This window comes from Phyllobacterium sophorae (assembly GCF_003010965.1).
In the GTDB taxonomy this organism is placed as follows: Bacteria; Pseudomonadota; Alphaproteobacteria; order Rhizobiales; family Rhizobiaceae; genus Phyllobacterium; species Phyllobacterium sophorae.
This window is the reverse complement of the sequence record NZ_PGGM01000001.1, coordinates 517,994-533,097: the sequence shown is the minus strand read 5'-3', so window position 1 is coordinate 533,097 and position 15,104 is coordinate 517,994. Positions and strand designations below refer to the sequence as shown.

Below are 15,104 nucleotides of genomic sequence, written 5' to 3'. Positions count from 1 at the left end.
TTCATCCACGGTGCCGGGGCCGGTCAATAGTCCTTTTCGAAGAACAATCCCGCGCCGGAATCGCCATCGCTACCGATTGAACCCTTGGCTTTCAGGCTGGGGGTGATGTCCAGATTAATGGTGCCCTTCGTCTTGCCGGCGGCACCAGCTTCGACACCCAGATAGACATTGTCGCGGATATAGCGTCCGGCCCGCACACCGGCATTGCCCTGACTGTCGGTCACCACATCAAGATCGTCGAGGCCGGTGCTCTTGCGCAAGCTTTCGAGCAGGGAGGAATTCGAGCCGCCCGCAAGCTCGGCCGCGGCGGCCGCCAGACGGGCCACCTGCAGCGGTGACAATTCGCTGATCGACCGGTTGAAGATCAGCCGCGCCATGACCTCGTCCTGGGGCAGTTCAGGCTGCGACGAGAAGCTGATTTGCAGGTCCGAAACACGGCCCCGGACGGTGACGTTCACAGTGATATCGGTACCTTGCGTGCTGGCAACGAAGTTCAATTCGGGATCGAGATCCCCGACCAGCGTGACCTGACCTTCGGTGAAAGTAATGCGCTGGCCGAGAATGCCGAGGCGGCCACGGATGAGGTCGAATGCACCGACCGGCTGAATATCGGTAGCGGGCCCGGTCAGGCGAACGGAGCCGCCGATTTCCGCATCGAGGCCGCGGCCGCGGATGAAGATCCTGTTGGGGGCGGTAACGTTTATGTCGAGCCGCACGACGCTGGGGCGGGCCGTCGGTGTCGCCACTTGCGGCTGGTCCGCCCTTGCCCGCTTCAGTGTCTGCTCCACGGCCCTGGACGGATCCCTGTGCTTGACGTCGATGACCGCGTTCGAGCCGCCGAAGCTTTCCGGAACCGTGATTTCGGCACGATCGATATTGATGTTGCCGGAAATGACGGGGTCGCGGGTCAGAGGACCTTTGACGGCAAGTGCACCGGTAACCGTAGCGACCACGAGATTGCCGTCGGCATAGCGCGCCTTGTCCAGCCTGATGTCGATATTTGCCGGGAAATTAGCAGCGGCATCCGTAGAAATCGTGCCGGTGGCACTGATCGTTCCTCCGGTCGACAGCGCGGCATTGAGCGTGCGGATGGTGATGGTCGTTCCGTCCATGCTGCCAAGCAGCGTTATGCGCTGCAGCCTGATATTGGCTTCCGGATCGAGGACCTCCGCACCATTGGTCGAAAACATGCCGCGTATCTGCGGTTGTGCAAAACTACCCGTCACCGACGCGGTCACTTCGATGACACCCTTTGCCTGGGTCCCGCGATCGGCCATGAAGCGATTGGCAAGGAACAGCGGGATATTGCCGGTAACATTGATGCCGAGGCCCGACCCGGACAGCGGGACGTTGCCACTGGCCGAAACGGTGAAGCCCTGCGGTCCATCCGCTTTGGCGGAGGAGAGGGTCAGCGTATTGTTGGCAAAGCGGCCGGCGGCGGCAAGCTGCAATGGTGCAAGGCCTGCCTCCTGCAGCGGCCTGGCGGAAAGCCCTGCGCCTTTCAGATCGAACTCGGCATTGGGCCTTTGCAAAGTACCGGTGACCCGGCCACGCCCGGAAATATTCCCGGCCAGGTTCTGGCCCTTCACAACGTCATTCAATGCGTTCAGCGGAAAACTCTTCAGATCGAAATCCACGCCGAGCTGGCCCTGCGCAAGGGGTATCGAACCCTTGGCGGAAGCATCGAGCCCACCGGCGCCGGTGAGATGCGCATCGACATTGAGCCGGTCCGTCGTGGAGGTACCCTTCGCGTCGAGGTTGAGCGCGTCGAGCCCGGCTTTTTTCAATGCGGCAGCTGTGATGGCACGAGCCTGCATGTCAAAATTGACATCCGGCTTCACGCGCGTGCCACCGATCCTTGCCGTACCGTTGATCTCGCCGCCAAGCCCAAGATCCGGCTTGATCGTATTGGCGATATCGAGCGGCAGTCTCTGAATGGCAACTGCCAGGTTAAGCGTCTCTGCAATTTCGCCGCTGACCGTCACCTTGCCATGGCCGACGTCGAGGATGATGTCGCTGAGCGTGAAATTACTGCCCGCAACGTTGATTGTGGCGGGCTGGACGAGTCTGGCGCTCAGTGCCCCACGCGTCAGATCCGCATTGGCGAGAGACAGGAGATAACCCTTGTCGGTCGGCTGCAGCGAGCCGCCCACGGACGTCCTGGCGCCATTCTTCAGGCCGGCATTCATCTTGAAATTGGTGGTCTTGCCGTCCTGCGTCGCCTGGGCGTCGAGGCCGGTTATGTCGATGCCCGATGCCGATACGTCAGATGCCGTCACTGATCCGTTGGCCGATGGAACCTTGAAAATATCCTGCGCCGCCAGCGCAACCGCCGCCTTGCCGATGACAATGTCATTGGCTTTCAAGCCGTCGATCTGACCTTTGATATCGACATTCTGCTTCTCTCCGTCATGCGCGAGAGCGATCGTCGCATCTGCCTTGCCTGTCGCCTCGACCAGAAACAATGCTGCGGCCGTCGACACGTCGCTGGAAGCGAGCGTCAGATTGCCCTGTAGCAATCCCTTTTTATCTTGAGTGACGTCGCCGCGAAGGCGGGTGCCGCCCGCAATGAACTGGATATTGCTGAGACGCTTTTCATCATCGTGGACGGCGATTTCCGTTGCAAGGTCGGCGCGGATACCATCCAGGAAGGCGAGGCCCGACACCTTGCCGTCGACGATGCCCTTGTAAAGCGTGCCGTTAAAGGTCAGATCACCCTGCGTCAGCTTGCGCCCGGACAGGGTGCCTTCGGGTACGCCGGCATTGAAGGCAAGCGCGATGATATTATCCTGACCGCGTGCACTGCCCCTGACCTTGAGCGCGCCACCGGCCTTTTCGGAAAGCAGCGCGAGATCGGTGAGATTGAGCCCGAAATCAAAGTTTGCCGCGCCGCTCGCAAAGGTGCCGTCGGCCGTGACCAGCGTCTGCGGGTTCACGACTTTGAAGTTCCTGGCAGTGAGGCCGTTCGCGTTGCGCGCCAGCCCGCCGGTGATGCGCGTCTCGCCCGCAAGCACCTTGTCGGCCGCATCGATGCCGAGCTGCATGCCGGTGGCATAGCCGTCCAGCATCAGGTCGAAGCCGCCCGTCAATGCCTCGACCAGGCCATTGGCCTTCAGATCGATCGAACCGGCGAGATCGCGACCCGCCAGCGCGGAGAATGGCGCTATGCTCGATGCCTTCACAAAAATGTCGCCGCTATAGGCAAAGTCGTTGATGGTGCCGGTCAGCGACGCGCTCAAGCCATTGGCAGCGATCAGCGCCTGCTTGAGATTGACCGGGTTTCCTGCCTTCCAGTCACCATTGATCTTGAGCTGAATGAGTTCACCCAGCGCTTCAGCGATGTCCGCGCGCTTGGCGGTGACGCCCGAGATATCGCCCGTCACGTCGTAAGTCAGCGAACGCTCCGTCGGGTTGTCGATATTCTGGGCAAGGCCCCGGCCAATCAGATTGATGGATTTCGAAGCGAAGCTGTCCGATGTGAAATTCGTTATCTCGACTGTACTCGTCCAGTCGTCACCCCGGTTGGTTCCATAGGCGACAGCCAGCACAGCCTTGTCGACCGTCGTCTCGCCGCCCTTCACAGGCAGGATCACCTTCTTGCCGGTCGGGTCGGCAATGGTCGCATCGACCTTGAGGCGGCGGAGGAAACCATCATTCGTGGTCTCGCCCGTTGCATCCAGAGCCAATGCATTGCTTTTGATATTCAATCGGTCAAGCGCCACACCTCCGGCGTCACGCAATACCCCATTGACGATGAGTGCTGTTTCATTGCCGAAAAAGTCACGGAAGATTGGCGGTATCAGTCCGGCGATCTCACCATTCACAGTGGTTTGGAAGCCAAGCCCGTCAGTCTGGCGATCAAGCTTCGTTTCACCGGTCAACACACGCTTGCCGGCCGCATCGAGCGTCAACTGCAGAGCGAGGTCACTCAAGGGACCTGAGCCCTTCAGAGCCAGCGCCACGGGTGGTTTGCCTTCGATGTTCAGGAGGTTGGCGACGATGCCATTTTCCGGCTCGTTCAGCGTCAGGTCGAGATCGAGCTTCTGGCTTTCATTTGCGTAGGCGGCCTTGATCTTGAACTCGCCGCCCGGGCCGTCGAGGCGTTGCACCTGCAGGTTGGAATCCAGCGAACCACCTTCAAGCCTCACATTGCCAGCCAGGGAGATTTCCGATTTCAGACCAAAAACTCCATCACCGAATGCGATACGCCCTACCTGTAAGTCCTGCAGGATCACGGCCAATGGCAGTTCCGGCAGGCTGAAGGGTTTTGCTTCGGGTGAAGGCAGGCTCTCATCGGGCAGCGGTTTGCGCAATATGTCGATGCGATCGGCGGCAAGCGTGTTGACGTCGAGGCGGCCACGCAAAAGCGCGAGGCGGCTCCAGACGATTTTCGCATTGGTGACCCTCAGCCAGATGCCTTCGCGATCGGCGACCGTAATACTGCCGATGCTGGCCTCGGACGAGAGAACGCCCCGGATATCCGAGATGACGATCTGGCGATTGGGCGTCGAGAGCTGATTCTGGACAAAGCTCAGGAAGTAGGACTTCTCAGCCTCGGAACTATCCTGCGCCACAGCCGGGGCTGCAAACAGCAGCAGAAATATGACTGCTATGATCCTGGTCAAAACGCCTGTCCTATGCCAACGTAAAATGCAAAATCCGGATCGTCGTCCGTCGGGTCGAGCGGCACGGCGAAATCGAGCCGAATGGGGCCGAGGCCGGTATTATAACGCAGACCGGCGCCCACACCCACTCGCATGTTCTCGGCGAAATCCGGGAAGGACTCCTCGCCAACATAGCCTGCGTCGACAAAACCAACGACGCCGATCGTCTCGGTCATGCGGATGCGTGCCTCCACGGAGCTTTCGATCAGCGAGCGTCCTCCAATGACAAAGTCCTCGCCATCCCTCGTCACGTTAACGCCCACGTTCCGATAAGCATAACCACGTATGGAGCCACCGCCACCGGCGAAGAAGAGCTGGTCAGGCGGCAGTTCGGCGACCTCGGCTCCCACGATCGTGCCAAGTTTCAAGCGGCCAGCGAGAATGAAGCGGCTGTCTGCATCGAAACTGTAATAGGTGCGGCCTTCGGCGGTGAACTTGGTGGCGAAATTGCCGTACTCGAACTCGTAGAATGGCGACAGCAGCCCTTCGAGAAAATAGCCGCGGGAGGGATCCACCTTGCTGTCGCGGCTGTCATAGGTCAGACCGCCAAGCAGACCAGCTGTCAGGAAGTCGCGCTTGCCAAAGAAATCATCGTCGAAGCGGGATTTTGAGATATTCGCAGTGATCTTGCCGGATAGTTCATCGGAGAAAACGTGGGTGAAGCCGGCATCGGCGGTAACCGACGTTTGGGTATAAGCGTCGAGAACTTTGCGCTCGCCGATCAGCGACGAGATGAAATCGGTATCGGGCGTAAAGACGCCCGGCTTGGTGAAACTGACGCCAAGCAGGTAGCTATAATCCTGCGGATCGTAGGACTGATCCCCGATGCCGCTGATCCTCGCGTCGAAGCGCAGCCGCTCTGCCCTGCCGAACAGGTTGCGGTGCAGCCAGAATGCTTCGAAACCGGCGCCATCCAGCGTCGAATAGGAGCCGCCCAAACCGAAACGCCGGAGCTTCTGTTCCTGAACGGCGACTGTAATCGGCAGGAGGCCGCCGCTCGTGATAGCCTCGGCTTCCTCGATGCGGGCCGACCGGAAGACCTCGAGACGCGACAGGCGCTTCCTGGCGCGTTCGATCTCATCGGGGTCATACTCCACCCCAGGCTGCAAGCCGGTGATGAAAGCGACGAATTCCGGGTCCATGCGCTCTGTCCCCGTCACCCCCACCGGCCCGAAAACAGCGCGCCGGTCGGGATCGACCTCAATTGTGGCATCGACCCTGTTGTTGTTATGATCGGCAAGCACTTCGCGCGAGACAATTCTTGCCTTGGGATGCCCCTGTTCACGCCACGCATCGACAGCGAGCCGTTCAGCCTTGACGATGGCCGTCGATCTGGCGACATCACCGGGAGCAAAACCTTGGTCTTCCGGTCGATCCACCACGTCCTTCGGATCGATCGGCGGGGGCGCCATGTTCTCGACGCGGGCGGTGGCGAACAGGAACTGGGGACCCGGATCGACAGAGATCGTCACCGGCGCGGGGTTTGGCAGCGTTGCATCCGGCGGGATATCGCTGGCTTCCTTTCCACCGACCTTGATGCTGATTGTTCCGCCATAGCGGCCATCAGCATAGAGAGCGCCAAGGATGCGGCGATAATCGCCCCTTGCCTTCGCAAGCAGGCCCGCAGCGCCGGACGCCGGCTTGTCCTCGTCGGCTATGAGGCTGGATGCCCCTTCGACAAGCTTTTTCGTTTCCTTGTTGTCAATGGCTGAAATGTCTACGGTGTATTTGTGCGGATCGGCGATTACCGCATCCGCATCCGCATCTTTCCTTTCGCCCCAGAGATGAATGCCGAAAAGGTCGAAAGCCTGCGCTGGCGAAACAAGAGCGGTAAATGCCAGCAGAGCGGCGCCGAAAAAACTGGCCTGTGGGCGCCTCAAGTCGATCAACCAGTTAAATCCCTACTCACGAAAAACACACAAATACGCCGCAGGAACGGAGAAACATTACCTGCGATCGATAAAATTCGCCTCCCGAGCTTAAGAAAACGATAACATGCCGGTACTGGCTGGCCAACCCGCCATAGCCCTGGCGCGGCTGTGCAAGGCGCGGCTTGTGACCTTAAGGCCACAATACCGCCCGTATCCTGCCCGAATTGCGGATCACTTTTTGTTATTCACGTGAAATTTCATGTCCCTGTTGCAGTCCCAGAAGATATCCCTTACTTATATACTATATATACCGTTAAGGATATACCTATGCCGCTTTACATTAAAGACGACAGGATAGACGATCTGGCACGCCGCTATCAGGCAGCGGTCAAGGCGCCCTCCAAAACCGAGGCTGTAAGGCTTGCTTTGCAACAAGCGCTCGACGAACAGCTCAGTCAGCCTACGCTCGTCGAAATAGCCGCGAGTTTCTGCCGCGACCTCAAGTCCAAGGCCAATCTCAATAGAGGTCTTCCTGCAGACAAGGCATTTCGAGACAGTCTTTACGACTAACACAGGGCGGGCCCGATGTTCGTAGATGCTTCGGCCATGGTGGCCATGATGACCGACGAGGACGACGCACGGAACTTCGCAGCGCGCTTACAAGCTTCCGACAATCGCATGACCTCGCCGTCGGCAGTCTGGGAAACTGCGATCAATGTTGCTCGCATTCTTGGTATCGGGATCGCCGAGGCGGCGAATGCCGTACAGGCGTTTCTAACTGCAATGAAAATCCAACTGGTTTCAATACCACCGGAGGCAGCATTCATCGCCATCGCCGCGTTTGATCGTTTTGGCAAGAACCGCCATCCCGCCGATCTGAATTTCGGCGACTGTTTTGCCTATGCGTGCGCACGGCACTACCGCCTGCCCCTACTTTACAAGGGCAATGATTTTTCCAGGACAGATATTGATGCTGCGTAAAAGCAAAAGGAGCGCCTGAATCCACAGGCGCTCCTATCTTGTCTACTCCGCAGCCGCCAACCATTCGGTTTGCGGCTTTGTATCAACCGGCATTGCGGCACTGATGTGACCTGCAACGATCTCCGCCGTTGCCGCCGACAATGTCCAGCCCAGATGACCGTGACCGGTATTGTAGAATACGCCGGGGCGCTTGCCGCTGCCGACCCGTGGCAGCATGTCCGGCATCATCGGACGCAAGCCCGCCCATGGCACGACGTTGGATGTGTCCATCCCCGGAAACAGATCCCGGCTCCAGTCAACCAGCGGCTTGACGCGGTCGTGGCGAATGTCGCGGTTCTCGCCATTATACTCGGCGGTTCCGGCAACGCGCAGGCGCCCGGCGCCGAGACGGCTGGTGACGATCTTCGCATCATCGTCGAGCAGGCTGACCCAGGGCGCAGACTTCTGGCTCTCATCGTCATTGAGATTGATGGTGATCGAGTATCCCTTGACCGGATAAATATTGACGCGGTCACCAAGCTGCGCCGCGAACCTGCGGCTGGCGATGCCCGCGCAGATGACGACGGCATCGAAGCGCGCTGTCTGGACTTTTGACGGCGTGACGGAAGCCTTGTTCCAGGAAACGACGACGCCGTCAGCACCGTGCTTTAGCGTCTGCACATTGGCATCGCCGGCGAAGAGGACTCCGCGCCGGACCGACGCATCGGCAAGCCCACGGGTAAATTTGTGGATGTCGCCAGTCGAATCCGACGGGGTGAAGAAGCCGCCATAGAACGAACCATCAAGAGCCGGCTCGATCGAGCTGATTTCCTCATTGGTCACAGCACGGCGGTCAAGGCCGCCAGCCCGCAGCAGCCTGTTGACCTTGACGGCGTGATCATAACCGTATTTCGAGCGGTAGATGTGCAGTATGCCGCGCTTTTCGAGGTCGAAATCGATCTTCTCTTCGGCAGCGATCTCGAACATGCGCTTGCGCGCTTCGATGGCGAGCTTCGTCGTTGCAATCGTGTTTTTCTCGTAATGCGGAATATTCATCACGAATTCCGCCATCCAGGAATATTTATGCCAGGATGGTTTCGGGTTCATCAGCAGCGGCGCATCCTTGCGCAGCATCCACTTCATGCCCTTGAGAACGGTTGACCAGCTGTTCCACACCTCGGCGTTCGACGCCGAAAGCTGACCGCCATTGGCGAAGGAAGTTTCCATCGCGGCATAGCGGTTGCGGTCGAAAACAGTGACGGAGTAGCCCTGACGGGCGAGCGCATAAGCGGTCGTAACGCCGGTGATACCGGCGCCGATAATGGCGATATTGGTCATGACAGACGAAGTCCTTCAGCAACACATGGTTTCAGTTTCGCCGTTCAAAACGGCACGAAACCCCATCTGTCACGGAACCTGAGAGTTTGGCCCTCACGCGCCCGCCGGGTGTTTGTCACCCATGTCGTTGGCAGCGTAACCGGTGCATCACCGGTCAGGGCTTTCTCCTTCGGTGGGCGAAACCAAATTGGCCACGCCTCTCTCCAGATGTCCGACGCTAGTCTGGTCCTTTTGCCTGAGAGTTTCCGGGGCGGTTGCTCCATCGGCGCCGGTTTTACCGGTCTCTCCCAGATAGCCTGTGCGAACGGTGCCGCTTATATCGCAGTTGCGAGAAGAGAACAACTGGCTAAGCTCGAGCCAACCCATTATGTTGGCGAAGCACAAAACCTGTCCTTCCGGAGTAAATTCATGAAACCCGTCTTCCTGCAGCTGCAATGTTTCCCCGGCAAAACCTATGAGGTAGCGGCTGCGCTCTTCGAACGCGAAATCGTCTCGGAACTCTATTCGACCAGCGGCGACTACGATCTGCTGATGAAGATTTACATTCCCGAGGATCAGGATATCGGCAAGTTCATCAATGACAATGTGCTCGACATCCAGGGCATTGCCCGTTCGCTGACGACAATGACCTTCACAGCGTTCTAGGTCCGCACGAGAACCGAGACATTACGTCCCGTTTCATGCGGCAATGAGCTCCCCTATGTAATCATCGCAATGAAAAGCTCTCATCCGGGTAACAAAATTCCATTCTTTGCCATGGAAGCGGTTTTTCTGTAGAGATGCTGTCCAACTCGCAATTCACCATCAGGATTTTCACAAGATGCCTCCCTATCGTTCACGCACAACCACACATGGTCGAAACATGGCCGGTGCCCGCGGGCTCTGGCGCGCGACCGGCATGAAGGACGAGGATTTCGGCAAGCCGATTATCGCGGTGGTCAACTCGTTCACCCAGTTCGTGCCCGGTCACGTGCATCTGAAGGATCTTGGCCAGCTCGTCGCCCGTGAAATCGAGAGCGCTGGCGGTGTGGCCAAGGAATTCAACACGATCGCCGTTGATGATGGTATCGCCATGGGCCATGACGGCATGCTCTATTCGCTGCCGAGCCGCGAGATCATCGCCGACAGCGTCGAGTACATGGTCAACGCGCATTGCGCGGACGCAATGGTATGCATTTCCAATTGTGACAAGATCACCCCCGGCATGCTGATGGCGGCATTGCGCCTCAACATCCCTGTCGTGTTCGTTTCCGGTGGCCCGATGGAAGCCGGCAAGGTTGTCTGGGAAGACAAGGAAAGGAAGCTCGATCTGGTTGATGCCATGGTCGCGGCTGCCGACGACCGTATATCCGACGAGGAAGTCAAGGCGATCGAACGCTCTGCCTGCCCGACCTGCGGCTCCTGTTCCGGCATGTTCACGGCGAACTCGATGAACTGCCTGACCGAGGCCCTTGGCCTGTCGCTGCCGGGCAACGGCTCGACACTGGCAACCCATGCGGATCGCCGCCGTCTCTTCGTCGAGGCCGGGCATCTGGTGGTGGATCTCGCCCGCCGTTACTACGAGCAGGACGACGAGACCGTACTGCCGCGCTCGATTGCATCCTTTGCAGCTTTTGAAAACGCCATGACACTCGATATCGCCATGGGCGGCTCGACGAATACGGTCCTGCATCTGCTGGCCGCCGCCCATGAAGGCGAGGTCGATTTCACCATGAGCGATATCGACCGCTTGTCCCGCCGCGTGCCTGTCTTGTGCAAAGTGGCGCCTGCGGTCGCCAATGTGCACATGGAAGACGTGCACCATGCGGGCGGTATCATGGGCATTCTCGGCGAACTCGACCGTGCCGGTCTGATCGACACCTCGGTCTATTCGGTGCATGCGGCCAATCTGGGTGCGGCGCTCGATCGCTGGGATGTGGTTCGCACCAAGAACAAGTCCGTGCATGATTTCTTCATGGCAGCACCGGGCGGCGTGCCGACACAGGTCGCATTCAGCCAGGAACGCCGCTTCGCCGATATCGATCTCGACCGTGAGAAGGGCGTCATCCGCAACGCGGAACATGCCTATTCAAAGGACGGCGGACTGGCGGTACTTTATGGAAATCTCGCCGAAGACGGCTGCATCGTCAAAACCGCAGGGGTCGACGAATCGATCCTGAAATTCTCCGGCCCTGCCCGCATTTTCGAAAGCCAGGACAGCGCCGTGCTCGGCATCCTCAATGGCGGCATCAAGCCAGGCGATATCGTGCTGATCCGCTATGAAGGTCCGCGCGGCGGACCCGGCATGCAGGAAATGCTCTATCCGACCAGCTATCTGAAGTCCAAGGGCCTGGGCAAAGCCTGCGCCCTGATCACCGACGGGCGGTTCTCGGGAGGATCTTCGGGTTTGTCCATCGGCCACGTTTCGCCGGAGGCGGCGGAAGGCGGCTTGATCGGCCTCGTCGAGGAAGGCGATATCATTGATATCGACATCCCCAACCGCAAGATCCATCTTGCCGTTGAAGATGCAGTTCTGGCCGACCGGCGCGCGCATATGGAAACCAGGGGCGCGGCTGCATGGAAGCCGTCCGAGAAGCGTAAGCGCAAGATTACCACAGCGCTGCGCGCCTATGGCGCCATGGCGACAAGTGCCGCAAAGGGTGCGGTACGTCAAATCCCGGATGAGTGGAACTGAGTAACTAGCGTGCCATTATCTCTCCCTTGTGGGAGAGAAAGCGATCTCAGCATCTTAGCCCTTGCTAAGTGCTGGAAATCGCAAGAGAGGGATTTCGAAATGACTGCAAATCCCTCTCTTGGATTATCTCCCCACAAGGGGGGAGATAAGACCCTACTTCGCCGCGTCGGTGATCTTTGTCGTCCAGGCGCCTTCCGGCTTCTTGGTGATGACCGGATCGGAACCGCCACCGAGCAGCGTTTCCACGGTGCGGTCAGCAGCTGCCACATCCAGCACGCCATCGGAGCCTTCCGTCAGCTTGTTGATTTCCGCCACCATCCGCTTCTGGTGTTTTTCGGTCTGGGCACCACTCGCATCGTTGTCGAGTACGATCGTTGCGGCCTCATCCGGATTGGCACGGGTGTATTCCCAGCCCTTCATCGAGGCCTTGACGAAACGCGCCAGCTTATCGACCATCTTGGGATCATCCAGGCTCTTCTGCAGTACGTAAAGCCCGTCTTCCAGCGTAGCGACTTTCTCGTCCTCATATTTGAACGTCACCAGCTGGTCCTCCGGAATCCCGGCATCGATTACCTGCCAATATTCGTTGTAGGTCATGGTCGAGATGCAGTCGGCCTGCTTCTGGATCAATGGATCGACGTTGAAGCCCTGCTTGAGAACGGTCACGCCCTGCGGCCCGCCATCGGTCTTGAGACCGAGATGGTTCATCCAGGACAGGAACGGATATTCATTGCCGCCGAACCATACACCGAGCGTCTTGCCCTTGAAGTCCTCCGGCTTGGTGATGCCGGTTTCCTTGCGGCAGGTCAGCATCATGCCGGAACGCTTGAAGGGCTGGGCGATATTGACCAGCGGCAGGCCTTTTTCGCGCGTTGCCAGAGCTGAGGGCATCCAGTCGATCACCACATCCGCGCCGCCACCGGCGATCACCTGCGGCGGAGCCACATCCGGACCGCCTGGCTTGATCTCGACATCGAGGCCGGCTTCCTCGTAGAAACCCTTGTCCTTGGCCACGTAATAGCCGGCAAACTGGCCCTGCGTGACCCATTTGAGCTGCAAGGTCAGCTTGTCGGCTGCCAGTGCCGAGCTTGCCATCAAGGTCATGGCAAGGCCGAGTGAGAGTGCAACCGTTTTCTTCATGTTTAGTTCTCCTCTGTTCTTGTTGTTAGGTTCGATAGGATGGGTGCCAGAACGTGACAGCCCTTTCTATGAGTGTAATCAGTCCGTAGGACAGTGAACCGGCGAGCGCTGCGACAAAGATCTCAGCCCAGACCATGTCGACATTCATGCGGCCAACCTCGGCCGATATGCGAAAGCCCATGCCAACGATGGGCGACCCGAAGAACTCGGCGACGATGGCGCCGATCAGTGCCAGCGTAGAATTGATCTTCAGCGCATTGAAGATGAACGGCATTGCCGCGGGCAGCCGCAGTTTCAGCAGCGTCTGGCCATAGCTCGAGCCGTAGGTGCGCATCAGATCGCGCTCCATCGCGCCCGATGCAGCGAGTCCCGCCACCGTGTTCACCAGCATGGGGAAGAACGTCATGATGACCACCACGGCGGCCTTCGATTCCCAGTAGGAGCCGAACCACATGACCATGATCGGTGCGATGCCGACGACGGGAAGCGCCGCGACGAGATTGCCGATCGGCAGCAGGCCCTTGCGCAGGAAGGGCACACGGTCGACGATGATCGCCGCCAGAAAACCCGAGCCGCAGCCGATGACATAACCGGCAATCGCCGCTTTCAAAAAGGTCTGCTGGAAGTCAGCCCACAGCGTCGGCACCGACGACGCGATGCGCGATGCAATCATCGATGGCGGCGGCAGAAGGATTGCCGGTACGCCGAAGCCGCGCACGACGATTTCCCACAGGATCAAAAGCCATGCCCCGAACAGCACGGGCAGGGCGAGATTGACCAGACGCTGTGCGTCGGGCGATGCCAGTCTCAGTGCAGCAAGCCTTTGCACGCCGAGCCAGGCCAGGAGCCACGCGGCCGCCACCATGCACCAGTAACCGGCCGCAGGACCGGTAATTTCAAAGGAGCCAAGCAGGCCTATCAGGCAGAACGCCGCGACGTGAACCAGCACAAGCAGGGCGACCAATGACGTATTTGAAGGTGGCACGAACAACGCGACAGCCGCCGCAGCAAAGAGTATGGCGGGCGCCGAAAAGAAGAAGAGCCCCGGAGCATCCGCCCCCGTTGGCAGCACCAGGGAACCCGCCGCGAGGATGAAGGCGATGATGGCAAGGGGTGAGCGTTTCATGGCCGCACCCCCATACGCCGGTTGACCATGTTCGCAATGAGCCCGATCAAACTGACAAGAACAGCCGCCATCAAGGCCGCCGCAATCAGCGCCGCCCATATCTGCACTGTCTGACCATAATAGGAACCGGCGAGCAGGCGCGCGCCAATGCCCGCCACGGCGCCTGTCGGCAATTCGCCGACAATGGCGCCGACGAGGCTGATGGCAACGGCAATCTTCATGGAGGTAAAGAGGTAAGGCATGGATGCCGGCCAGCGCAACTTCCAGAATAGCTGCGCCTTCGAGGCGTTGTAGGTGCGCATCAGGTCGAGGTGCATGATCTCCGGCGAGCGCAGGCCCTTCACCATGCCGACAGCGACAGGGAAGAAGGACAGATAGGTCGAGATCATTGCCTTGGGCAGAAGCCCGGTGATGTTCACGGCGTTGAGCACGACGATGATCATCGGCGCGATGGCAAGGATCGGCACGGTTTGCGAGGTGATGATCCACGGCATCAGGCTCTTGTCGAGCGTGCGCGAATGAACGATGGCGATCGCCAGCAAAATGCCCAGAAGCGTTCCGAGACCAAAGCCAAGCAGCGTCGAGGAAAGCGTCACCCAGCCATGGTAGACAAGGCTGCGTTTCGACGTCGGGCTGATATCGAATACGGTCTTGCGGATCTCCGCTGCCACCTGGTGCGGCGCGGGCAGGACGGGGCGCTCCTGCGCCATGGTGTTCGCGATCAATTGGCGAGTCGAAATCGTCGTGTTGGCGCGTGCGGCCTGGTCGCGCTCGAAAGGCGCGTTGAGAATGACAGCAAAGACATACCAGAGCGCGAGAATTGCAATGAGAACGGTGCCCACCGGAATGACACTGTTGCGAATGAAGTTCATGGCTTTGCCTCAGCACTATCCGGTTGCCAGCGATAAAGAATATCCGGCAATTTCTCTTCGTTATCGCCTTCTGTCCGCCTGACTTCCGCAAAACCCTCGTGCTTATAAAATGCTCGCGCGTCGCGGTTGGCGACGAAGGTCCATAGCTGCACCGGCCCGGTGGCTTCCGTCTTCGCACGATCGAGCAACGCCTTGCCGACCCCCTTATGCCGGTAGTCGTCATGCACATAGAGAGCGCTGACAGTGTTATCCGGAGCAAGGGCGATCATGCCGGCGATGTGATTGTCATTCTCGGCCACGAAGACCTGGAACCGCGAAAAGACGGTGTCCCGATAAAACTCAACCACTTCTTCTCGAGGATGAACGCGGGGCATCCAGTTGGTGGCGTCGATCCACGCATTGACGATCTCCGCGCATTCGGGCATGTCGCGCAATTTGGCGGCCCGGATAATCATTCTG

Annotated in this window: 11 protein-coding genes and 1 riboswitch; of the genes, 4 read left to right on the top strand and 7 right to left on the bottom strand. The window is 59.0% G+C overall.

The features are described 5' to 3' along the window. Positions 1-23: 23 nt before the first annotated feature. Together CU103_RS02625 and CU103_RS02620 are read right to left on the bottom strand one after the other, a co-directional pair. The gene (locus CU103_RS02625; protein WP_106662334.1) at positions 24-4,625 is read right to left on the bottom strand and encodes a translocation/assembly module TamB domain-containing protein; all 4,602 of its coding nucleotides are present in this window, start codon (positions 4,623-4,625) and stop codon (positions 24-26) included. Beyond that, positions 4,622-6,550 (bottom strand): autotransporter assembly complex protein TamA, encoded by a 1,929-nt coding sequence (locus CU103_RS02620; RefSeq protein WP_106662628.1) that lies wholly within the window; start codon positions 6,548-6,550, stop codon positions 4,622-4,624. Before CU103_RS02620 ends, CU103_RS02625 begins: the two co-directional genes overlap by 4 nt. 312 nt (positions 6,551-6,862) lie before the next feature. Between CU103_RS02620 and CU103_RS02615 the strand changes: the two genes are divergently transcribed. Together CU103_RS02615 and CU103_RS02610 are read left to right on the top strand one after the other, a co-directional pair. Further along, complete coding sequence (locus CU103_RS02615; RefSeq protein ID WP_106662333.1) at positions 6,863-7,105, top strand: type II toxin-antitoxin system VapB family antitoxin; 243 nt, start codon at positions 6,863-6,865, stop codon at positions 7,103-7,105. Between the two features lie 15 nt (positions 7,106-7,120). After that, complete coding sequence (locus tag CU103_RS02610; RefSeq protein ID WP_106662332.1) at positions 7,121-7,516, top strand: type II toxin-antitoxin system VapC family toxin; 396 nt, start codon at positions 7,121-7,123, stop codon at positions 7,514-7,516. Between the two features lie 42 nt (positions 7,517-7,558). Here the strand turns inward: CU103_RS02610 and CU103_RS02605 are convergent, their stop codons facing one another. Next, on the bottom strand, positions 7,559-8,833 hold the full coding sequence (locus tag CU103_RS02605) for a D-amino acid dehydrogenase (RefSeq protein WP_106662331.1): 1,275 nt from the start codon (positions 8,831-8,833) through the stop codon (positions 7,559-7,561). Between the two features lie 213 nt (positions 8,834-9,046). After that, positions 9,047-9,133: riboswitch (glycine riboswitch) on the bottom strand. 108 nt (positions 9,134-9,241) lie between these two features. Between CU103_RS02605 and CU103_RS02600 the strand changes: the two genes are divergently transcribed. Then, the gene (locus CU103_RS02600; RefSeq protein WP_100000660.1) at positions 9,242-9,478 is read left to right on the top strand and encodes an Lrp/AsnC ligand binding domain-containing protein; all 237 of its coding nucleotides are present in this window, start codon (positions 9,242-9,244) and stop codon (positions 9,476-9,478) included. Between the two features lie 175 nt (positions 9,479-9,653). Then, on the top strand, positions 9,654-11,507 hold the full coding sequence (ilvD, locus tag CU103_RS02595; RefSeq protein ID WP_106662330.1) for a dihydroxy-acid dehydratase: 1,854 nt from the start codon (positions 9,654-9,656) through the stop codon (positions 11,505-11,507). Positions 11,508-11,660: 153 nt separating this feature from the next. Here ilvD and CU103_RS02590 read toward each other — a convergent pair whose 3' ends face one another. Genes CU103_RS02590 through CU103_RS02575 form a run of 4 tightly spaced genes read right to left on the bottom strand, consistent with a single transcriptional unit; the run spans position 11,661 to position 15,100 of the window. Beyond that, entirely contained in the window at positions 11,661-12,647 is a 987-nt protein-coding gene (locus CU103_RS02590) for an ABC transporter substrate-binding protein (RefSeq protein WP_106662329.1), read from the bottom strand. Between the two features lie 25 nt (positions 12,648-12,672). Further along, a complete protein-coding gene (locus CU103_RS02585; RefSeq protein ID WP_106662328.1) occupies positions 12,673-13,773 on the bottom strand; it encodes an ABC transporter permease in 1,101 nt (366 codons plus the stop codon). Next, positions 13,770-14,645, bottom strand: coding sequence for an ABC transporter permease (locus tag CU103_RS02580; protein WP_106662327.1), 876 nt, complete (start codon positions 14,643-14,645; stop codon positions 13,770-13,772). Before CU103_RS02580 ends, CU103_RS02585 begins: the two co-directional genes overlap by 4 nt. Further along, positions 14,642-15,100, bottom strand: coding sequence for a GNAT family N-acetyltransferase (locus CU103_RS02575; protein ID WP_245448552.1), 459 nt, complete (start codon positions 15,098-15,100; stop codon positions 14,642-14,644). Before CU103_RS02575 ends, CU103_RS02580 begins: the two co-directional genes overlap by 4 nt. Positions 15,101-15,104: the final 4 nt, after the last annotated feature.